This is a genomic window from Parasphingomonas halimpatiens (genome assembly GCF_036663795.1).
Taxonomy (GTDB): Bacteria; Pseudomonadota; Alphaproteobacteria; order Sphingomonadales; family Sphingomonadaceae; genus Sphingomonas.
Genome location: NZ_JAXOJP010000053.1, coordinates 1 through 21,901, shown reverse-complemented (window position 1 = coordinate 21,901; position 21,901 = coordinate 1). Strand labels below are relative to the sequence as shown.

The 21,901-nt window shown below is 66.0% G+C and carries 11 protein-coding genes; 6 read left to right on the top strand and 5 right to left on the bottom strand.

Going from position 1 to position 21,901, the window contains the following annotated elements; translation table 11 throughout:
• Nucleotides 1–148: 148 nt before the first annotated feature.
• Nucleotides 149–2,353, bottom strand: coding sequence for an EAL domain-containing response regulator (locus U1839_RS25210; protein WP_332806314.1), 2,205 nt, complete (start codon nucleotides 2,351–2,353; stop codon nucleotides 149–151).
• Nucleotides 2,350–4,530, bottom strand: a complete 2,181-nt coding sequence (locus U1839_RS25205) for a response regulator (RefSeq protein ID WP_332806313.1) — start codon at nucleotides 4,528–4,530, stop codon at nucleotides 2,350–2,352. Before U1839_RS25205 ends, U1839_RS25210 begins: the two co-directional genes overlap by 4 nt.
• Before the next feature lie 668 nt (nucleotides 4,531–5,198).
• Between U1839_RS25205 and U1839_RS25200 the strand changes: the two genes are divergently transcribed.
• A complete protein-coding gene (locus U1839_RS25200) occupies nucleotides 5,199–6,407 on the top strand; it encodes a GNAT family N-acetyltransferase (protein WP_332806312.1) in 1,209 nt (402 codons plus the stop codon).
• A gap of 161 nt (nucleotides 6,408–6,568) precedes the next feature.
• Nucleotides 6,569–8,812 (top strand): CHASE2 domain-containing protein, encoded by a 2,244-nt coding sequence (locus U1839_RS25195; RefSeq protein WP_332806311.1) that lies wholly within the window; start codon nucleotides 6,569–6,571, stop codon nucleotides 8,810–8,812.
• A 3-nt stretch (nucleotides 8,813–8,815) separates the two neighbouring features.
• Here the strand turns inward: U1839_RS25195 and U1839_RS25190 are convergent, their stop codons facing one another.
• Nucleotides 8,816–9,727 (bottom strand): tetratricopeptide repeat protein, encoded by a 912-nt coding sequence (locus U1839_RS25190; RefSeq protein WP_332806310.1) that lies wholly within the window; start codon nucleotides 9,725–9,727, stop codon nucleotides 8,816–8,818.
• A gap of 117 nt (nucleotides 9,728–9,844) precedes the next feature.
• Here U1839_RS25190 and U1839_RS25185 point away from each other — a divergent pair, with 117 nt between their 5' ends.
• The 4 genes from U1839_RS25185 to U1839_RS25170 are packed head-to-tail and all read left to right on the top strand — an operon-like array spanning nucleotide 9,845 to nucleotide 15,836.
• Complete coding sequence (locus U1839_RS25185; RefSeq protein ID WP_332806309.1) at nucleotides 9,845–12,292, top strand: cyclic nucleotide-binding domain-containing protein; 2,448 nt, start codon at nucleotides 9,845–9,847, stop codon at nucleotides 12,290–12,292.
• Nucleotides 12,289–13,167 carry a hypothetical protein gene (locus U1839_RS25180; protein WP_332806315.1) on the top strand — a complete coding sequence of 293 codons (879 nt, stop codon included), beginning with the start codon at nucleotides 12,289–12,291 and terminating at the stop codon, nucleotides 13,165–13,167. Before U1839_RS25185 ends, U1839_RS25180 begins: the two co-directional genes overlap by 4 nt.
• Before the next feature lie 7 nt (nucleotides 13,168–13,174).
• Nucleotides 13,175–14,971 carry a cytochrome c3 family protein gene (locus U1839_RS25175; RefSeq protein WP_332806308.1) on the top strand — a complete coding sequence of 599 codons (1,797 nt, stop codon included), beginning with the start codon at nucleotides 13,175–13,177 and terminating at the stop codon, nucleotides 14,969–14,971.
• Between the two features lie 16 nt (nucleotides 14,972–14,987).
• The gene (locus U1839_RS25170; protein WP_332806307.1) at nucleotides 14,988–15,836 is read left to right on the top strand and encodes a phosphodiesterase; all 849 of its coding nucleotides are present in this window, start codon (nucleotides 14,988–14,990) and stop codon (nucleotides 15,834–15,836) included.
• A gap of 1 nt (nucleotide 15,837) precedes the next feature.
• Here U1839_RS25170 and U1839_RS25165 read toward each other — a convergent pair whose 3' ends face one another.
• Together U1839_RS25165 and U1839_RS25160 are read right to left on the bottom strand one after the other, a co-directional pair.
• The gene (locus U1839_RS25165) at nucleotides 15,838–19,761 is read right to left on the bottom strand and encodes a hypothetical protein (RefSeq protein ID WP_332806306.1); all 3,924 of its coding nucleotides are present in this window, start codon (nucleotides 19,759–19,761) and stop codon (nucleotides 15,838–15,840) included.
• 170 nt (nucleotides 19,762–19,931) lie between these two features.
• Nucleotides 19,932–21,767, bottom strand: a complete 1,836-nt coding sequence (locus U1839_RS25160) for a hypothetical protein (RefSeq protein WP_332806305.1) — start codon at nucleotides 21,765–21,767, stop codon at nucleotides 19,932–19,934.
• Nucleotides 21,768–21,901: the final 134 nt, after the last annotated feature.

Here is a 21,901-nt window from a genome sequence, read left to right as displayed (position 1 = left end):
CCTATGTTGCCGGCGGGCGGTATCAGTCCAGGCCATCTGCTTCTCCTATCGTCTCGACAACGACGGTGAATCACAACCTACTGATATCGCTCAACCACTTTCCGCTCGGGCTCTTAGGTCCGGCCTGGGACGGCGCTTGTTTAGGTGGTCAGGCGGCGCGCATTTCGGTAGCCCTGTCCGCCTGGCTTCGCTTTCCAACCGGCTCGCTCTTAGAGTGGCCTGCCATCAGAAGGGCTGTAGTGTCGCGCGCACTAAGCCCCTGACTGAACAGGAATCCCTGCATTACCGGGCAGCGCTTCTCGCGCAGCAACGTAAGCTGTTCCGCCGTCTCGACCCCCTCCGCCACGCAGTCGAGATTGAGCTGCCGAGCGAGGTCAAGGATACTGTAGACGATCGCGGCTGTACCAGCATCCTCGACAAGGTCCCGGACAAAGGAACGATCGATCTTGATGCGGTCGAGCGGGAAGCGCTTGAGGTAGCTCAGCGATGACCAGCCCGTACCGAAATCGTCCAGCGATAGCGAGACGCCCAAATCCTTGAGGTCGCGCATGATCCTGATCGTTCTCTCGGTATCGTCAAGCGTGATGCTTTCGGTCAGCTCCAGTTCCAGCCACCGGGCGTCCAGCCCGGACTGATCGAGTACCTCGCGAACAACGGCGACGATATCGCCTCGGTAGAATTGCTGCGACGAAAGATTGACCGCAATGCGCACCGCCGGCACGCCTTCGGCCTGCCAAGCTGCGGCTTGAACGCAGGCATTTTGCAGTACCCACCGCCCAACCTCCACCATCCGCCCATGTTCCTCGAGGAGGGGTATGAACAGGGCGGGCGCAATGAGGCCTTCGGTCGGATGGTGCCACCGGAGCAACGCCTCAAGGCCGTTGATGGCGCCGGTTTCCAGCAGAATCTGGGGCTGGAAATGGAGTTCGAACTCGCCGCGTTCGCAGGCGCCATGCACATCGTTCGACAAGGTGTGCCAGCGTTCCGCGGCCATGCTGAGATCGCGACTGAACAGCCGATGATCGCCGCGCCCCTTATTCTTCACCTGATACATCGCCGTGTCGGCCGCTTGCAGCAAGGCGGCGGGATTGTCTCCGTCTCCGGGATAGAGGCTGATGCCGATACTCGCTCCGATATGAAGTTTGCGGCCATCGATCTCGAACACGGGCTCGAGCGCCTTGAGGATTCGCCCGGCGAGCGCTTCGGCGTCGGCAGGGCCTGAAAGTTCGGCCGCGGCGACGACAAATTCGTCACCGCCGAGCCGCGCAGCTGTATCGTGCTCGCGAAGCACACTGCGCAAGCGCACCGAAACCTGCTCGAGCAACTCGTCGCCGACAAAATGTCCCAGGCTGTCGTTGACATGCTTGAAATGATCCAGGTCCAGCAACAGCAGACCGATCTGGCTCTGGTCTCGCCGCGCATGGGCAATGGCGACGTTGAGACGATCCATCAGCATCGTGCGGTTCGGGAGGCCCGTGAGCGCGTCGTGCAGCGCGAGATAGCGGATGCGTGCATACGCCTCCTTGCGCTCGCGGATGTCGCGAAAGGTGCATTGCGCGAGTAGCCGGCCGCTTGCGCGATAAGTGCTGCCGATAACTTCGACCGAAAACTGCGTGCCGTCGGAGCGAGACCAGCTCCACTCCTCCCACTTCATCTCGCCTTCGTCCCGCAGCGCGTCGAGTGCGGCGCGGCCCGCGTCCGGATCGCCGAACAGCGGCAGCGTCGCAAAACCCTGGCCACGCACCGGATCCACATCGGTGCCCAGCATGGCGGCACAGCGGGCATTGAGGTCACAAACCGTGCCGTCTTCGCAATCGATAACGAGGATGCCGTCGCCCGCAGTTTCGAACAACCGGCGGTGGCGTTGCTCCGAATCGCGAAGCGCAAGCTCGGCGGTCTCGCGGGCAGAGACTTCCTTCTCTAGTTGCTGATTCTGCTCGTTCAGGGCAGTGCGCGCGCGGCGCAACGCGATGTGCGTCCGGACGCGCGCGAGCAGCTCCTCGACCTGGAAAGGCTTGCTGACGTAATCGACGCCGCCGGCGTCGAATGCCGCGACCTTGCTCGCGACATCGTTGAGCGCAGTCATAAAGATTACCGGAATGTCGCCCGTCACTTCCTGCTGTTTCAGCCGGCGGCAGGTTTCCAGGCCATCGAGATCGGGCATCATTACGTCGAGAAGGATCAGGTCGGGCGTCGCGAACGCTGCTCGCTCCAGAGCTTCGTAGCCGCCCAGCGCGACCAGCACTTTATAGCCGTGCGCTTCGAGATGATCGACGACAACGCCGATATTCACCGGGTTGTCGTCGACGATCAGAATCGTCTCCTGCGCTCGCGGGTCGGGCTGCGGCCTCATGCGGCTTCCTTGTTCTTGAGCTGTTGCTCGATCAGCCGCAGGACGGCCGGGGATTGATAGGCGGCGGCGAGTGTTTGCAGTCGTTCGGCGAACGGCCGGTATTCGTCGCTCATTTCGGCGATGTCGCCCGCCATCGCGCGGATCGCGCGCATATTACCCGCACGCGCATGGTCGAGCAGCACCTGCAGCTGACTGCAGCCCGGGCCGACGAGCGGCTTGGTCTCGCCACAGTCGCCGCCATCGGTTGCGGGGTTCGCCGCAAGCAGCTGGGCGATCACCTCGTCCAGCCGGGACAGGTCGATCGGCTTGGGCAGCAGCCGGTCGGCGCCGGCGCGCCGCGCCGCGGCCTCCAGTTCGGCCGACGGGTTTGCGGAAACCGCGATGACTGGAAGCTGGCGTAAGCCCGGACGGAGCCGTAATCGGCGCAGCGCTTCGAGGCCGTCCATCACCGGCATCTTCACATCCATCACGATCAAGTCGGGTCGGGCGCGCTCGATCATCTCGAGCGCCTCTAGCCCGTCCTTGGCCTCGCGCACACGAAAGCCCTGCGCCTCCAGCGCCTGTTGCAGCAGAGAGCGGTTGGTCTCGAGGTCATCGACCACCAGGATCTCGCGAGCTTCACCTGGGCCGCGCAGGGCGGGCGCGCATATGACTCCATGATGGGATTGCAGCGCGAAGGGCAACTCGACGCGGAAGCGACTGCCTCGGCCAGGCGCGCTCTCGACGCCGATCTCACCTCCAATCATCTCGACGATCTGGCGCGAGATGCTAAGCCCCAGGCCGGTCCCGCAGCTGCGGTCGATTGCGCTACCCGCCTGTTCGAACGGGCGGAAAATGCGTTCAAGCTGGCCGGGGGCGATCCCGTCACCGGTATCGAGGACATCAAACCGCAACCTGACGTCCCCGTCGCCCCAACTGATGGTCGAGACTTCGAGCCGAACCTCGCCCTTGGTAGTGAATTTGACCGCATTGCCGAGCAGGTTGAGGAGCACCTGACCGAGCCGCTTCCCGTCTGCAAGGACCCGATCAGGCACATCGGCGGCGGTTTCGGCGGTGAATTCCAGTCCCTTCTCCTCCGCACGCAGGCGAGTCATCGCAGTGACCCCCGCGATGCACGCGCGTAGATCGAACGGCGCAGGCAGCAACTCAAGCTTGCCCGCCTCAACCCTTGAGATATCGAGGATGTCGGTAATGAGCGCAAGCAGGTGCGCGCCGCTATGGCGGATCGTGCCCACGGCCGACCGCTGCCGCTCGGAAAGACTGTCGCGCTCCAGCAGCTGGGCATAGCCGATAATCGCATTGAGCGGCGTGCGCAACTCATGGCTCATGTTGGCGAGGAACTGCGACTTGGCGGCGCTCGCCGTTTCGGCGACGGCGCGGGCCTCGGCCAACGCACGGCCATCCTCCGCCAGTTCGCGCTGCCGCGCTTCAAAGCTGCGCTTCACGTCGAAAAAGCGAAAAACGAGGAACAAGGCGCTCAACACCAGCCACGCCCCGATAATGATCAGGTAGAATTGCTCGGGTGAGAGATGGACGCCTTCGAATTCGATTTCCTCGACCTTTACCGCGAATTTTCCCGAAGGTGACCCGCTGCCGGAGATGAACTCGATCGCGATGACGTTGTGGAAGTCTGGCTTGGCCTGCTCGGGCGTCAGCTTCTGGTTCGCCGCCCACCATGCCTCGATCTCGAAACGCGCAGGCGTCAACTCGATCAGATTGTCGCCTTCGACGATATCGAAGGTGGCGGTGTTGGGCTTAAGCGTCTCGTCGGCGCCGACCCGGCTGAAGGCAGGATCGAAGTTCTTGAGCGCCAGCCGTAGCTTGCCCGGCGGGCCACGATAATTGAGCCTGACCTTGATCGTTTCCACATAGGAGAGATCGACCCCCTGGCGGGGTGTGGCAGCGTTGAACACCACCCCATAGCCGCAAAACGGAAAGGCGAAGCCCGGCCGGAGATCGCAGGTCCAGGACAATGGTTTGGTCGAATCGAACTTGAGCACCGAGTGGCCCCCGTTGGGGCGATCGTCGAAGGAATAAGGCGAGGCGCCGCTCGAGTTGGGCGTCAGGCTCATTTTCTCGCGCGTGATAGAATCCTGGCCCAGCACCGTCGCAAAGGTGAGGACTAGTGACAGGAAGATCACCGTTTCGGCCTTGAAGCTCGCGGCGCGAGCCCACACGCGATTGGACCGATGTGCGCCTTCGCTTGCGTCAGGTCGGAAATGCTTCAGCCCGCCGACCCCAAATCGCGGGCGACTGGGGACAATTCTTGGAGTTGACAGAGGCGGACCCAACGGAATTTCTGACCTCCTCGCGACATGGCGCCTCGGAGCCCCTTCCAAGGAGTTAGGGGGAAATGATTATCGAGAGACTTCAATAAGGGAGAGGGAAGCTACGTAACCATACGCGATGTGGACCGCGCTCGATTTCCCCCAGATCTAGATTGCAGCGCATTCGCCGGCGGCGGGGCTGACCCAAACGTCCGAATTTTGCGCCCTCTGCCCGACTGCCGCCGGTCCCTTAACGGCCCAGATCGCGCCGAAAAACGGTTGCTCAACGAACGGCGGGTTTCAGGAATCCGAAAATCTTCGCTAACCGGCCGGAATTGGGGCGGAACCAGAACGGCCGTTATATGAGTCTACCGCCTGATCGGCGCTCGCGCCCACGGTTGGGACGTATCCGCGCCGCCCAATTGCGTGCCGCTGGATCGCACGTTGCGGATGGGCTCGTACCCGGCGATTGCGTTGCCGTTCGGTCGCCGTCACCAGAGCGCGGGACTTGACCGGTCGCCGACGGTGTCGCCCCGCTACCGCGCGACAGGAAAGGAAGAGCGCAGATCATCATCCGGTTGGCAAATGCGGCAGACGCGCCCTTCCTGCCCGCGATCGAGCGTTCGGCGGGCGAGGCGTTTCGCGCGATCGACGATCTGGCGTGGATCGCTGATGCGGACGATCTGTCGGTCGAGCGGTATGCCGCGCTGATTGCCAGCGGCGCGGCATGGGTCGCCAGCGACGCGGCGGGCGATATCGCCGGCTTTCTATGCGGCGAGGTCTTTTGCGATGCGCTGCACATCTGGGAGATGTCGGTGCGCCACGACAGGCAGCGGGCGGGGCTGGGCAGACGCCTGCTTGCAACCGCGATGTCATGGGCGGCAGCGACGCGGCTGCCCGCCGTTACGCTGACGACGTTTCGCGAGGTCGCCTGGAACGAGCCCTTTTACCGGCGTGCCGGCTTCCGCACGCTGCCGGATCATGACCTGACGCAGCGCCTCGCCGAAACGTTGCGCGCGGAGGTAGCGAACGGCATGCCCGGCGAGCGTCGCTGCGCCATGTGGCTCGATCTGCCGGCGCACGCGGTTTCCGTCGAACCACGCCACGATCTTTCGCCCAACGAGATCGACGCCATCGAGGATCACCTCTATCGCCACAACAGCGACGCGACCGGGCAGGACGACGCGCAGGGCCTCGGCTTCGTCATGCGCGACGAAGTCGGGCGGATGATCGCCGCCGCTGTTGGTTACAGCTGGGCGGCCACGTCCGAACTCAAGCAGATGTGGGTCGACGAGGCGCATCGCGGGCGTGGCCATGCGCGCGCCCTGCTCGATGCGTTTGTCGGAGAGGCGCGGCGGCGCGGTGTGCGCCGCATCTGGGTACAGAGCCACGACTTCCAGGCGCCGGCCTTTTTGCGAGAAGGCCGGATTCGCGCGCATGGCCGAATTTCCCGGCTGGCCCGACGGCCACAGCAATGTGATCCTCTGCAAGACGCTCGCCGACGCGGCGGACCAGCCGGCCTGATTCACGGCGCGCGGCTCCGCGCGCACTATGCCGGCGCCACCGCGCTCGCGACGCATTTCGTGTTGGGAAATCGCCGGTCGGCCCGACGGAGCCTGCCAGTGAACGCCGCCAAAATCATCACGGCCCTCCATAAAGGGTCCAGTAAAAACCCAGTCTTCGCACCCGGAAAAATCACGAGCGCCGCAGCATGGCCGCACTATTCGCTGTTGGACAAGGCGGCGTCGCCTTCGCGCGATCTTCAAGCCGCAAGTAACGCGCGATGATCAAGCAAACCCCCCGTCGGTCGTCAAAATACCCCGAATACTTGGCGTTGGACGCACCGACGACTTGCCGAATATTTGCCGCGCACGATCGCGGCGACGCCATTGTCGGTTCGTCCCGCCTCGGCCATAACGTGGGCGAAACAACGGGGGCGGGCAGGCCGATGGGGGGACGGTTGCGGCAGGCGTTGCGCAAGCGGGGTGGGGCGATCCTGCCCGGTCTCGCCGCGCTGTTCGTCGCCCTGTTGTTGCAGGCGATCGGCGTGTCGGCGATCGACCGCGCCTCGGCCCTGCTGTTCGACAGCTATCAGCGCGCTAAGCCACGCGCGTATCAGGACGCCGGCGTCCGGGTCATCGATATCGACGACGAGACGTTGCGCCGCTTCGGCCAATGGCCCTGGCCGCGTACCGATCTCGCCGCGCTCAACACCCGGCTCGCCGATGCCAGCGCCGCGGCGATCGGCTACGACATCGTTTTTTCCGAGCCCGACCGCACGTCGCCGGCGCAGCTTGCCGGGCGGCTGCGTCGCGAGGGCGGGCGTGAAGAGGCGCTCGCGGCGCTGAGCAAGCTCCCGGACAATGACGCGGTGCTGGCCGATGCCTTCGGCAAGACCAATGTCGTGCTGTCCTATTTCCTGACCGGGGACGGCAAGGGCGGGCAGGTCGAGCCGAAGATGGGCTTCGCTTATGCCGGCACCCAGCCACGGACCGGCAAGGCGACCTATACCGGCGCGATCCAGCCGCTTCCGGCCTTGCGCCAAGGGGCTGCGGGGCTCGGTTTCGTCAGCCTGCCGCCCGACAGCGACGGCATCATCCGCAAGGCGCCGCTGATCTCGACCGAGAACGGCCAGTTGCTGCCGGCCTTCTCGCTCGAGGCGCTGCGCGTCGCGTACCAGACCCAGTCGGTGATCGTGAAATCGAGCGATGCGAGCGGCGAACATGGCGGCGATGGCGCCAATGTCGTCTCGCTCAAGGTCGGCGATTCCGAGGTGCCGACCACCGCCGAGGGGCGGCTGTTGATGTATTACACCGCGCCGCATCCGGCGCGCGTCGTGCCGGCCTGGAAGGTGCTGACCGGCCAGCTTTCCCCGGCCGAGATGGAGCGCGACTTTGCCGGGCAGATCGTGCTGGTCGGGACCAGCGCGGCAGGACTCTACGACCTGAAATCGACCCCGCTGGCGGATACCGAACTGGGCGTCGTTATCCACGCCCAGGCACTCGAACAGATCATCACCAAGACCTTTCTCAGCCAGCCCGACTGGGCGAGCGGTGCCGAGCGCGCCGCCCTGCTGTTGCTCGGGCTGGTCATGGCCTTTTCGCTCCCATGGCTCGGTGCGACGCGCGGCGCGATCCTAGGGCTGGTGATGGTCGGCGGGCTCTTGCTCGGCAGCTGGGAGGCGTTCAGCCGGGCGCGGCTGCTGCTCGATCCGACCTGGCCGGTGCTCGGCCTGATCTTCGTCTATGTCATCGAAACCGGCATCACCTTTTATCGCGAGGAGCGCCAGCGCGCCTATATCCACAAAGCCTTCGACCGCTATCTTTCGCCCGAAATGGTCCAACAGATCGTCGACGATCCCGGCCGTCTCCAGCTCGGCGGCGAGGAGCGCCAGATGACGGTGCTGTTCTGCGATATCCGTGGCTTTTCGCGGCTGTCGGAGAAGCTGACCCCGCAGGAGATCATCCAGTTCCTGATCGCCTTCCTCACCCCGATGTGCGACATCCTGCTGGCCAACAAGGCGACGATCGACAAGTTCATCGGCGACGCCGTGCTGGCCTTCTGGAACGCGCCGCTCGACGACCCCGATCAATATGCCAATGCCGCGCGCAGCGCGCTGGCGATGACGCGGCGACTGCGCGAGATCAATGTCGAGAAACGTAGCGCCGACGATCCGCTATGGCCCGGCAATGTCAGCATCGGCATCGGGCTGAACGCCGGCCCGTGCTGCGTCGGCAATATGGGGTCGGCGCAGCGCCTGTCCTATTCGCTGATCGGCGACACGGTAAACCTCGCCTCGCGCATCGAGGGGATGACCAAATATTACGGCCTGCAGATCGCGATCGGCAGCGAGCTGCGCCGTCATCTGCCGCATTTTGCGATCGTGTCGCTCGATCACGTCAAGGTCGTCGGCCGCGAAGCGCCCGAGGAGATTTTCGGCCTGCTCGGCGACGAGAGCCTGGAACAGGAACCAGGCTTTCGCGACTTTGCCGTTCGCCATCAGGCGATGCTCGATGCCTATCGCGCGCAGGATTGGGCGCTGACCGACCGGCTGGCCGTCGAAGGGCAGGGCGCGGCGGTAAGTTGCGGCCTGCGCAAATTCTACCTGCTCATGCGCGAGCGCGCGGCCTATTTTGCCGCCAATCCGCCCGGCGCCGATTGGGATGGTGTCTTCTCGGCGACCGAGAAGTAGCGGTCAGCGGGTGGGGATGCCCAATGTCGCCGCCTCGGCGTTCAGTCGTGCCGCTGCCCCGGGATTGGCGGCGAGCGCTGCGCGATACGCCGCCTTCGCCTTGTCGGGCTCGCGTAGCTGGATGCGGCTACGCATCAGCATCACCCAGCCATCGACATTGGTCTTCTCCTTCGCCAGTCGCGCCTCGAGCTGGTCGACCATGCCGGCGATCATCGCCTGCTGCTGCGATGGTGTCAGCGACTGCGCCGCCTGCATCTGCTCCGCCGTCGGTCCTGGGGGCACGCTCCCCGGAGCGGTGCCGAGCGCGCCGTGCGGCGCGGGCGTCGGCAAGGCTGCAAGGCGCTTCGCGACGTCGATCTTGTTGATCTGCGCGACCTGTTCGATCGTGCGCCGAACGTCGGCGGCCCAGGGAGCGCCTGGCGGTGAATCTTTGAGGATGGCGAACCACGCATCGATCGCGCCCTTATGGTCGCCATCGAGATCGCGGCGCACGCCGAGGAAATACCGCGCGCGCGGGTCCTTGGGGTCGATCGCCGCCGCGCGCTTGAACGCGTCGAGCGCGGCGGCGGGAAAGGGATCGCGCGGATCGGCCTTGACCAGCGCTTCGCCGAGCGCCGACCATGGCTCGGCACGTGTCGGGGCGAGCGTCGTCGCGCGACGAAAGCTCGCAACCGCGTTGCCGAAATCGTTCGTAGCCGCCTGTGCATCGCCAAGCGCCATCCACGCGTCGGCATTGTTCGGCGTTTGGCGTACGGCGGCGCGAAGATCGGCGACCGGGTCCGCCGCAGGCGTCGCCGAAGCTGTTGGGGCAGGCGTCGCGTCGTCGTGCGACGTCAGCTTCCAGCCGATCGTGCCGGCGAGCAATACCCCCGCACCCGCCAGCGCGGCGATCCCAAATCGAGATGTCGCTGCCATCCTATCCCCCGTTCCGTGCCAATGCCATGGCTGGTCTGCGCCGACATCCATGCTAGGTGTGGGGCGCGGCGGCAAGCGTTCGTCGCGGCCGTTTCGGCAAACGGGGGAGTGGGGCGGTTGAGTGACCGCGTCCGGATCGCGATCATCGGCTCGGGGCCGGTGGGGCTGAGCGCGGCGGCACGCGCCGCCGCGCTGGGGCTGAGCCATGTGTTGCTCGAAAAGACCGATCACCTCTCCGACACGATCTTCAAATACCAGAAGGGCAAGCACGTCATGGCGACGCCCAGCCAGCTGGTGTTGCGCGCCGACCTGCCGTTCGCCGCTGGGAAGCGCGAGGCCATTCTCGACGCCTGGAACCACGGCGCGACGAAGATTGCCGTTCGCTATCGCAGCGAAGTCACCGCCATCACCGGCGAAAAAGGCGATTTCACGCTGACGCTGAAGGACGGCGCGACGATCGCGGCCGAAACGGTGGTGCTGGCGATCGGCACGCAGGGCAACCCGAACCTGATGCGCTGCGAGGGCGCCGACAGCCCGCATGTCCAGTATCAGCTCGACGATCCCGGCGAATATGTCGACGAGCATATCACCGTCATCGGCTCGGGCGATGCAGGGATCGAGAACGCACTCGGCCTCGCTGCCGATCCGGCGCAGGGCAATGTCGTCACCATCCTCAATCGCTCGGCCGATTTCGCGCGCGCCAAGGCGGCGAACGTCAAATTGCTCAACGAGGCTGCCGCGTCGGGCCGGCTGACGATCCGCACCGAAACCACACCGGTGGCGGTCCGCCCCGGCGAACTGTTGCTCGACACGCGCGACGGGCAGCAGACGATCCGCTGCGACCGCGTGATCGCGCGGATGGGCTCGGCCGCGCCGCGCGCCTTTATCGAGGGCTGCGGAATCGAATTTACCAGCAAGGATCGCGAGGCCTTTCCCGGTCTGTCATCGACCTTCGAGACGACCCGGCCCGGCATCTATGTCATCGGGGCGCTCGCCGGTTACCCGCTGATCAAGCACTGCATGAACCATGGCCATGACGTGGTCGAGTTCATCAACGGCAACACCACGCTGAAGCCGGCGGACGAGCCGATCCTCGCCAAGAAGTTCGAGAAGTTTCGTGCGCGGCGTTCGGTCGATGAGTGGCTCGCGCTGCTCAAGCGCGACGTCACGATCCTCAACGAGCTTTCGCCGCTCCAGCTGCGCGAATTCATGCTCGATTCGGAGATGCGACTGTTCGCCGCCGGGGACGTGCTCTTTCGCCGCAACGATCCCGGCTCGTCGCTGTTTGCGATCCTGCAGGGCGAGGTGCTGGTCGAGGTCGATCGCAGCGACCCGAACATCACCGTGCCGATCGCGCCGGGCTCGATTGTCGGCGAGGTGGGTCTGATCTCGGGGCGGCCGCGCGGCGCCACGGTGCGCGCCGGCGGCGATGTGATCGCGATCGAGGTATCGCGCACCGCCGCGCTCAAGCTGATGGCCTCGGTGCCCGCGGCGGCGCGCGCGGTGACGCGGATCTCCGTCGAGCGCCAATTGTTGCAAATGTTCGGTTCGGGCCTCACCTCGTCCGACATCACCGAAATCCTCGATACGTCGGAGATCAGAACGGTGCGCGCCGGCGAGGCGATCCTCACCGAGGGCGATGACGGCGACGACATTTACGTCATCCGCCTCGGCTCGATGATCGTGGAGAAGAATGTCGGCGGCAAGCCGGTGTTCCTGTCCTACCTTCCCGCGGGATCCTATGTCGGCGAGATGGCGCTGATCGCCGGCGGGAAGCGCACCGCGACGGTCAGGGCGGCGATCAAGTCCGAGGTGATCCGGCTCGATGGCGCGGCCTTCCGCCGCTTGCTCGACGCCAGGCCGCGGCTGCTCGAAAAGGCGCGACGCGACATGGCCGCGCGGCAGGATCTCAACGCCTTCATCGAGAGCCGCAAGGGCAGCTTCTCGGGCGTGGTCGACATGTATTCGCAGACTGCCAGCTTCCTCGTCGACAATGGCATCGGCGAGGCGACCGACGTGCTGCTGATCGACGAAAATCTCTGCGTCGGCTGCGACAATTGCGAAAAGGCCTGTGCCGACAGCCATGACGGCTTGTCGCGGCTCGATCGCGAAACCGGGCGGACCTATGCCCATCTCCATGTCCCGACCAGTTGCCGACATTGCGAGAATCCGGCCTGCATGGCGGATTGCCCGCCCAATGCGATAAAGCGCGGCCCGGACGGCGAGGTGGTGATCGACGACAGCTGCATCGGCTGCGGCAATTGCCAGCGCAACTGCCCCTATGGCGTGATCCGCATGGACAGCGTGCCGCCGAAGAAACCCGGCCTGCTGAGCTGGCTGCTGTTTGGGCGCGGCCCCGGGCCGGGCGAGCCGTCGAAGGAATGGCGCCACGACCATGACAAGCCGGGGATCGAGCACCCCAAAAAGGCGATCAAGTGCGACATGTGTTCGGGCATCGATGGCGGCCCGGCCTGTGTGCGCGCCTGCCCGACCGGCGCGGCGATCCGCGTCGCGCCCGAGGAATTCCTCAGCGTGTCGCGGCTCGAAACGGAGACCGGATCATAGCCACGCGCGCGCCTTCGACAGGCCGGCGGCGCAGCGGCGGGCTGAGCCATGACGGCTTCCTGCGCCACGCCCGATTCCGTTGGCTCAAGGTCGCGCTCGCGCTGAGCGGGGTGACGATCCTCGCTTATGCGCTGATCGACGTGCAGCCGCGCGCCAATGGCGGAAGCTGGTACGGCTATACGCTCGGTACGATCGCGACGTTGCTGATCCTGTGGTTGACGCTGCTCGGGGTGCGCAAGCGCGCGATGACGCGCGGGCGCTGGTCGCTCAAGGCGTGGACCAGCGCGCATGTCTATCTCGGGCTGAGCCTGATCGTCGTCGCGACACTGCACAGCGGCTTCCAGTTCGGCTGGAACGTCCACACGCTGGCCTATGGGCTGATGATGCTGGTGATCGCGTCGGGGCTGTGGGGCGTGGTCGCCTATGCCTTCATCCCGAAATTGCTGAGCGACAATCGCGAGGAACTGACCCAGCCGCAGATGCTCGATGCGTTGCACGCGATCGACCGGCAGTTGAACGACGCCGCACAGCCGCTCGATCCGGAGGATGCCGCGGTCGTCGCGCGGTCGCTCGACCAGGATCCGTTCGGCGGTGGGCTGTGGCGGCGGCTCTCGGGGCGCGATCCGCGCTGTGCGACCGACGCCGCGCAGGACACGATCCGTGCGCGGATCGGCAGCCGACCCGATATCGCGAGCGACCCGCTCGATCGCGTCGATGCGCTGCTGGAGCGCAAGGCCGGGATGCTGGCGCGTCTGCGCCGCCACCTGCGGTTGAAGGCACTGCTGGAAATCTGGCTCTATTTGCATGTGCCGATCACCTTCGCGCTGATCGCCGCGCTCGCCGCACATATCGTCAGCGTGTTCTTCTACTGGTGAGCGCGGGATGACCTTTCTCCTCCGCCAGCTCAGCCGCACCGCCGATGGCCGCGACATCGTCCGCGCGACGCGGATCGAACGTGATACCGTCACCATCGGGCGCGCGGCCGGCTGCGATATCGTCGTGCCCGATCTCGCCGTTGCGCCGCGCCATGCCGTCGTCGCGCGGGACGGTGCGCGGCGGATCACCGTCACCGTCGAAGCCGGCTTCACCGTTGGAATTGACGGGCGCAGCGCGTCGACCGGCGCGATCGATGTCGCGCGCGGCGGCGAACTGGTGGTCGGCGATGCGCGAATAATGGTGGCGCGCGACGTCGATGGCGCGACGGTACTGACCGTCACGCGCGCTGCCGGCGATGCCGCGCCGGTCGACGAACGCGTGTTCTCGCTCGCCCATGTGCTGCCGGGAAAGCGGCCGATGGCATGGGCGCTGATTGCGACCGTGCTGGCGCTGTTTCTCGCCTGGCCGGTCTGGCATTTCACCCAAGCCGGCGCCAATCCGCCGGCTAGCCGGATCCAGGCCGATCGCAGCTGGACACCGGGGCCGCTTAGCGCTGCGCATCACGGCCTCGAGGGCAATTGCCGCGCGTGTCACGTCCAGGCCTTTGTCGCGGTGCGCGATAGCGCGTGCGTCTCCTGCCACAAGCAGGTCCATGACCATGCCCCGCCGGCGCGGCTGAGCGCGGCGCGCGCGCCGCTCGGCGTTGGCGAGCGGTTTCTCGACGGCTGGGCGAAGGCCTTCAACAAGCCTGGACGCGGCGCCTGCGTCGATTGCCACCGCGAGCATGACGGTGCCGGTGCGATGCCGCCGACACCGCAGGTCTTCTGCGCCGACTGCCACACCGCGCTCAAGAACCGACTTGCCGATGCGAAGATCGGCAATGCCGGCGATTTCGGCACGGCGCACCCACAATTCCGTCCGTTGGTCGCGCTCGCGCCGGGTACGAAGCCGGTACTGGGGCGCGGGACGATAGGACCGCAATTGCACGAGGCGAACGGGCTGAAATTTCCGCACGCGCTCCATCTCGACGGGCGCGGCGGCGTGGCCCAGATGGCACGCACGCTGAAGGGTCAATTTGGCTTTGGCGACGCGCTCGCCTGCGCCGATTGCCACAAGCCGACCGCCGACGGCGCGCGCTTCATGCCCGTCGACATGGAGCGCGATTGTAAGATGTGCCACAGCCTCGGCTTCGACCGGATCGGCGGCACGGTGCGCACGCTGCGCCACGGCGACATCGCGCAGATGATCGCCGACCTGCGCGCAATGTATCGCAGCACCGGGCCGGATCGCCCGCTCGAACTTGGCGGCATGGCGCGGCGGCGGCCCGGGCAATATGCGCAGGGCCAGGTCTATCACGCCTATTTCGGCGCGGCTGCGATCCGACCCGACAGCGCCGATGCCGCGATCCGGCAGGTCTTCTCGCCGGGTGGCGCCTGCTACGACTGCCATGTCGTCACCCCGCCGGGAACGAGCGGCTCGATCGACTGGGGTGTCGTGCCGGTGCGCCAGCCGGCGCGCTATCTGATGCATGGCTGGTTCGATCATGCTGCCCACACCACGCAGAGCTGCGCCTCATGTCATGCTGCGGCGAAATCGCGCAATGCCGCCGACGTGCTCGTGCCCGGAATCGAGACCTGTCGTTCCTGCCATGGCGGCGAAGGTTCGGCCGCCAAGGTTCCCTCGTCCTGCGCGATGTGTCACAGCTACCACCAGAAACAGGATGCGCCGTGGCGGAGCCGGCGCCGGTTGTCACCGGCGGCACCGCCCGCGCCAGTCCTGCCGGGAGGAGGGCGAGCGTCATGAGCATGCCATATCGGCAATGCTGATCGCGCAGATCACCGATCTGCACCTCGGGTTCGATCGCGCGAACCCGGTCGAATTCAACCGCCAGCGGCTCGACTCGGTGCTCAAGGTGCTGATCGAGGGACCCAACCGCCCGGACCTGCTGCTGGCGACCGGCGACCTGACCGACGGTGGTGACGAAGACAGTTACCGCCGCTGTGCCGAAGCGCTCGCCGCCTGTCCGTTCCCCGTCTATCCTTGTCTCGGCAATCATGACGCCCGCGCCGCCTTTGCGCGACACTTCCCCAAGGTGCCGGCGAGCGAGGGGTTCGTGCAGTACAGTTTGCGACATGACGGGCTGCGGCTGATCGTGCTCGATACGCTCGAGCCCGGCCGGCACGGCGGCGGCTTCTGCGCGCGGCGCGCGACGTGGCTCGCCGCACGGCTGGCCGAGGATCGCGACACGCCGACGGTGATAGTCATGCACCACCCGCCGCTCGATGTCGGGATCGAGTGGATGGCGACGCACGCCGACGAACCGTGGGTCGCGCGCTTCGCCGCGGCGATCGCGGGCCATCGCCAGATCGAGGCGATCCTGTGCGGCCATCTCCACCGCGCGATCGTCGCGCCGTGGCGCGGCACCACCGTCACGATCTGCCCCTCGACCGCGCCGCAGGTCGCGCTCGACCTCAACCCGATCGACCCCGAGCGCCCCGACAATCGCGAGATGATCGTCGCCGAGCCGCCGGGCTATGCCCTGCACCGCTGGACCGGCCGCGATCTCGTCACCTTGTTCGACACGGTCGAAAATCATGTCGTGCTGGCGCGCTTCGACGCCAAGCTGCAGCCACTGGTGCGCGGGATGCGCGCGGAGTGGTCGGTTTAGATCAGGGCGCCTTCATCGGTGGCCGCCAGTCGCGCATCGTTCCCGTGTCGCTGACCTTCCAGGGCACGCCGTTGCGATCGAGAAACAGCCGCTCCATCTCGCCGCGGTTGAACGGCCGCGAGCCGAGCCGTCCGAACACCGCGATCTGCCCACCGGTCTCGTCGACCGCACGGTCGCGATCGAGACCCTTGGACAGTGCCAGCGCCGGGGTCGGGGTGCGCGCCCAGGCGATCAGCTCGGGCCTGGGGGCAGGGGAGAAACCGTAGAAATTGGGCTGGCTGTCGGGCGATGTCAGCTGGATCACCTTGAGGCCGTTGCGGCCATCGGCGACATAGGCGAACAATGAGGCGTTGGTGACGCCGACAACGACGTCCTGGGCGTCGTTCAGCTTCCCGTCGAAGGTCACATTCTGGTAGCGAACCGGCCGGGTCGGATTGGTCACGTCGACGATCGCCAGCCCTTCGGCGCCGGCCGCGACATAGGCATAGGTGCGCGCGACATAGAGCCGCCGGGCGTCGGCCAGCGCGATATGCCCCGACGGTATCTCGACCGGATCGCGCAGGCGCGTCACGTCGAACAGCGTCACGCCGCTGGCGTCGGTGACCCACAGATAGCGAAACTGGATCGCGCTGGCGCGCGCGTCGCGCAGCTTGCGTACCGCCGCCAGTTTGGGATGAAGCGGGTCGGCGAGATCGACCACCACCAGGCCGATATCGGCGGTGACATAGGCCACCTCGCCCGCGAGAATCACGTGCCGCGCGCCGTTGAGCACGCCGTCGGGGTTCCAGGTGACCGCGCGCTTGAGGAAATTGTTGGCGAAATTGCCGTCGGCCATCGTCTCGACATTGACGAGGATCAGCCCCTCGCGCGCGTCGGTGACCGCGGCATAGCTGTAGATCGGCAGGAAGGGTTGTTCCTGGTTCATCTCGCGCATCGGCGCGGTGTTGCGCAGCGGGTTGATCGGCTGGTTGGTCGGCAGCGCAACGCAGGTCGCGTCGCTGCTGGCGACATGCGTGTCGTGGCCGAGCTTCGAGAAGGGCGCCGAGATGATCGGCGCCGACACGCCCTTGTTGCCGATCGAGGCGACGTCGTAGACGCGGAAACCGCCACGCCCCTCGGCGACGTACATATATTCGCCGCGCTGCTGCAGGCAGCCGACGCGGTCGACGGTGCCCTTGACGACGTTGCGGAAGGTCTCGATCGGGTGCGTTTCGCCCGAGCCGCGGCGGTCGAAGCTCGTGCCGCGCGTCCAGTCCTTCAGCTCGCGGCCGTTCTTATCGACATGGAGCTTCCAGTAATCCGGATAGGCGTAGCGCTGAAGATAGGAACCGATCACCGCCTGCGGCTCGTCCCATTCGGTCACGCGCACCGCCTCGAAGCCGCCGGCGAGGCCGGTCCATGCGTTGAGCCCGAGGAAGTTGGTGTAGTTGGTGCCGAGCAGCAGCAGCTGCGCCATGATCGCGTTGTTATCGTCGGCCGCCGACAGGTGGCAGTCGCTGCACGTCTTGGTCTCGGTGGTACGCACGGTGTGCGGGAAGTGCGGCGCGAACGCCTGGCTGGAAAAGCCGATCGCGCTGATCGGCGGCTGCTGGACGTAGATCCGCTCGCGGCTGGCATTGGTCGAGGACAGGATCAGCGCCGAGCTACTGCGCACCGGCGCGATTTCGTTGCCCTTGGTGGTCTGGTGGATGCCGAGCTGGAACATGTCGTCGCGCGCGGCCTGCGGGTTATAGGTCGCGAAGTTGCGCGTCTGCTCGCCGTTGTAGTGGTGGCTGGTGGTTTTCCAGTTGGCCTCGATCGGCAGGTGGCAACCCGAACAGCTCGTCGTCCAGGACAGATGGCAAGTGAAGCACGCCATCTTGTCGTCGCCATGCGCGCGGTCGCCCGGCGCGACGCCGGGCCCGAAACCGAAACGGCCGTCCTCGGCGCCGGAACGACTCATCAGCTTGGCGCGCGCCGCCTTCAGGTTGAAATAGGGGCTGGTCGGGTCGACGCTGTCGCGGACGAGATGGACGCGCCATTCGAGCTTCGGGTCGACGATCGAGCGCTGCACCAGGTGCCGTCGGCCGCCACCATCGTCGATCCATTCGAAACGCCGCTGGCCATCGGGGTTGCGCAGCAGTTCGAGGTCATTGCCCTGCGGTCGCGCGGCAGGGCCGGAGGTGCGCAGCGTCGGATATTTGTCGGCGGTGCCGTGGCAATCCTTGCACCCGATCTCGACCGCATTGGCGACCTCGCCATAGATCAGCCCGTTGCCATGGCTGTCCTGCGCGAAATGGCAATCGGCGCATTGCAGGCCCTTCTCGGCGTGGATGTCCATGAGATGGACCGCCTTGCCCGGGTTGGTGCCCGGCGGGACGAACTGGCCTTCGCCCGGCTTGCGCCATTTCTGCGGATCGTCGGGCGACACGATCTGCCCCTCGGCATCGAGCAGGTTGCCCTGCCGGTCGCGCTTGAACACGCCGCGGAAATTCCAGCCATGGCCGTGATAGTCGGCGAACTGGGTGTCGTGCAGCCCGGGATTGAGATCGTTGACGCCGCGCAGAAAGTCGACGTCGCTCCAGTTGCCGCGCACCGCGGCGCCCTCCGGGTTGCGGTCGTTGGCGGCGCGCGTTTCGGCGGCGGTGGGGTATTTCTGCGCCTTTGGCCACATCGCCGGCGCATCGGATTCATAGTCCCACATGGTGTAGCCGAGGTACGAATTCAGGAACACATTGGGCTGGTGCATGTGGCAGCTCATGCACTGCGCGGTCGGGATAGAGCGCGAAAAGGCGTGGCGCAGCGGGTGGCCGCTGTCCGGCACGACGAGTCCGCCATGGCTGGTGGTCTTGGCGGCGATCGTCGGGTCGACGGTGACGCTCTGCCCGTCACGGCCATATTGCGCATAGATCAACGAATGGCGCGGTTCGCGGTCGTTGGCGTAGATCACGTGGCAGCCGGTACAGCCCGAGCCGCGATAGTCGCCCGGCTGGTCGTTGGTGCCCATGAACCACAGCAACGGATCGTTGAGCCGCGTCTTGTGGATGTTGAGCACGGGGATGGCGACGCGCAGCCCGGTGCCGGGGCCGCGGTTGCTCTGCTTAAGATCGGGGCGCCCCGGTTCTTCGAGGCGCTGGATCGAGCCGGTCGGGTTTGGCAGGCCCACCTCGGCGAAGGCGGTGCCGTTGTTGCGGCCGCCCTGCTCGAATACGCGGAACACGTCGGCGGGCGGGACGACCTGCCAGGTCGGCAGCGGGTAGAGCGCGGCAAGCGCACCGCGCGCCGCCTGGTGCGGCGTCACCGTGCCTGGCGGCGTGCCCGGCGAGACGATCTTCGCCGGCTCGCCGGTCGCGGTGTATGCCTCGCCGAAGATGTAGCTTTTGAACGGGACGATGCCGTTATTATAGGCTGCCCCGCCGAACAGCATCGCCCCCGAGGCCATGATCGAGCGCTCCGACGCCTCGATCACCTCGAGATGGCACGCCCCGCAGCTTTGCCGAACGATGCGATAGTCGCCCGGATTGACGAAACGCACGAATTCGGGCGCCTCGCGATTGAGCAGGGTGTAGCTGCGCTTCGGGTTGGCGCTGTCGGGATAGTTCCAGTCGTGCGGATAGCGCGGCAGGACATGCGCGCGGTCGCGCGCCGCGATATAGGCGGCGTCGGTAAAGCCGCGCGACGGATCGCCGCGCACGGTGGCGTCGCCGCCATGGCAATCGGTGCAGCCGAGGATGACGGCCGACGAGGCGTGCATTGAGGGTTCGTCGGTCTTCGTATGACAGGAGTAACAACCGGCCGATTTGGCGGCGGCCTGTTCCTCGGTCTGGCTCATCGGCGCCGGCGGCGCGGTGACATAGTGGCGCTTGACTGGTTTCTCGCCTTCGCTGGCGTAGAGGATTGCCGCCGGGAGCAGCAGCAACGCGGCAAGTGAAAACAATTTGCCCACCGACTGGCGCGCCCACGTCCTTCCCCGGCGGAGGCCGGGGCCCAGCTGGGATGGCCGCAGTAACTGTGCGTAACGCCCGACAATATCCGTTCCCCAACTGGGCCCCGGCCTTCGCCGGGGAAGGTGAGGGGAGCTTGGCGCGGCCAGGGGCGAGGCGAGCAGCCGATGCATCAGTAGCTCAGGACCACATTGGCGAGGATCGAGTAATAATGTTTGCTGCGATCGGTCGCCGCGAACAGGTCGCGCAGGCCCTTGCCGGGGCTAAGCACCGCGCCTGACAGGCGGAAGACGATGTTCTGCGTCGCCTTGGGACGGTAGATCGCGGCCGTCGAAAGGTCCCAGCCGATATCGCGTGGAATGCTGCCCTCGTTGCGCAGTGTCTGCAGCACCGCGGTGTTGGCGAACCACAGATGGTTGGCATTGGCCGAGAGGCGCAAGCGCGGCGTCAGGTCGAAATCGGCGCCGACCCCGGCGAGCACGGTGCCGGGATTGTTGAAGTTCGACTGCCCTTCATCCTTCGACGAGCGCAGCGCGTTGAGCACGCCGTTGCGCCCGCTGATCGCGACCGCGCGGCCGCCGCCGGCAAAGGGAATCGACTGGCGGATCCAGTAGCTGGTGTCGGCGCCGGCGAAGATCGGGTTTTCGAGGATCGCGTCGAAGCCGGTTTCCTTGTCGTCATAGGGATTGCTGTCACCGCTCGCGTAGAGCCCCGACAGCCGGAAGCGCATCCAGTCGCGGTCGTAGCTCAGTTCCGCGGCGGCGAACTGCGCGTTGATCCGCGCCTTGCGGCCGGTGAAGAAGCTGTTCCGGTCCGACCCCAGCGCCTGATAAGCCGAGAGCGTCAGGTTGAGTCGCCCGATATGCCCGTCGGCATTGTAGCCGAGATAGACCACGTCATAGCTGCGCCCGCGCAGCGTGCCGAGCAGGGCAGGGCGCACCGGAAATCCATTGTCGTCGATCTGGACGCGGCTTGCCTCGCGGTTGCGGTTGTAGACCGCGGTAATCTGGCTGGTGAAACCGGGAATGAGGAAATCCTGGCGATAGACATTGGCGACGAACACCCAGTCGTCGCGCGGCCGCTGCGTCAGGTCGTTGAGGCCGGAATTGGTGTCCTTCTCCAGGCGCCAGAAAGCGGCAAGGTTATATTGTAGCCGGTTGCCGTCACGATTGCCGAACAGGCGCAGGCCGAGCGCCTGGTCGTTGAACAGGAAACCGCGAAAGTCGCTCTGGAATGGCTGGATGCCACCGCGCAGCGAGTCGAAATCATAGCGGTCCGACAGGTTGCGCAGGTGATAGTCGATATAGGCTTCCTGCACGCCGAGGAACTGGTCGGTGCGGCGGGTCGGTTTGCTCGGCTCGACGAACAGCACGCGGCGCTCCGGCACGCGGGCATAGTTGACGTTGAACGCCAGCGTCAGCTTGTACTCGATCTCGGGCGGCTTGAACGCGGTCGAGCCCTTCACCAGCGACGCCCCGACGACGAAGGTCTGCGAGGCGACGATGCTCGATTGCTCGCCGAACACATCGAGGCTCTGCGGGCGGCTGGTGGTCTGCACGCCGACGGGAATCGGGAAGGTGCGCGGCTCGACCACGGTGTCGCTCACCGCGTTAAGCGTGAAGAACCAGTCGTCCTCGTGAATCGGCAGCCATTTGACCTTGGCGCGGTCGATCGGCCGGTCACCCTTGAGCGTGTTCTGGTGATAGGGATCGAACCAGCGCTCCTTCACAACGCCCAAGCTCTCGATCAGTCGCCAGCGGTCGGGCACCGGGATCTGGTCGGTCGGAAAGGCGGTCGGCGGCGGCGGGCGAACCGCACCGATATTGCGCTGTGTCACTTCGTCGGGCAGCGGCTTGTGATAGCCCGGACGGCGGCGGCCGGGGATCGAGTCGACGGGTGGCTTGTCGTTGATCGGCTGGTCGTCGGGGACGGCCTGGGGCGGCGGCGCGGGCGGCGGGACGGTCTGCCCGGCGAACAGGGCAAGCGGAAGGAGCAGCGGGACACTCATTCTAGCCCCTCCCCTTCAGGGCTACCAGATTCACACATTGGTCTGGTATCCGAGGGTTTGGATGGCACGTTTAGCGGCCTGGATTTCGAGCCATCCGTTGAGCATGACGACCGGGCCGGGTTTTCCGTAGTAGC

Excerpts from the sequence above, each read along its gene's own strand:
- U1839_RS25175 (WP_332806308.1), top strand. The coding sequence starts at position 13,175 with ATGACCTTTCTCCTCCGCCAGCTCAGCCGCACCGCCGATGGCCGCGAC.
- U1839_RS25160 (WP_332806305.1), bottom strand. The coding sequence starts at position 21,767 with ATGAGTGTCCCGCTGCTCCTTCCGCTTGCCCTGTTCGCCGGGCAGACC.
- U1839_RS25190 (WP_332806310.1), bottom strand. The coding sequence starts at position 9,727 with ATGGCAGCGACATCTCGATTTGGGATCGCCGCGCTGGCGGGTGCGGGG.
- U1839_RS25170 (WP_332806307.1), top strand. The coding sequence starts at position 14,988 with ATGCTGATCGCGCAGATCACCGATCTGCACCTCGGGTTCGATCGCGCG.
- U1839_RS25210 (WP_332806314.1), bottom strand. The coding sequence starts at position 2,353 with ATGAGGCCGCAGCCCGACCCGCGAGCGCAGGAGACGATTCTGATCGTC.
- U1839_RS25195 (WP_332806311.1), top strand. The coding sequence starts at position 6,569 with ATGGGGGGACGGTTGCGGCAGGCGTTGCGCAAGCGGGGTGGGGCGATC.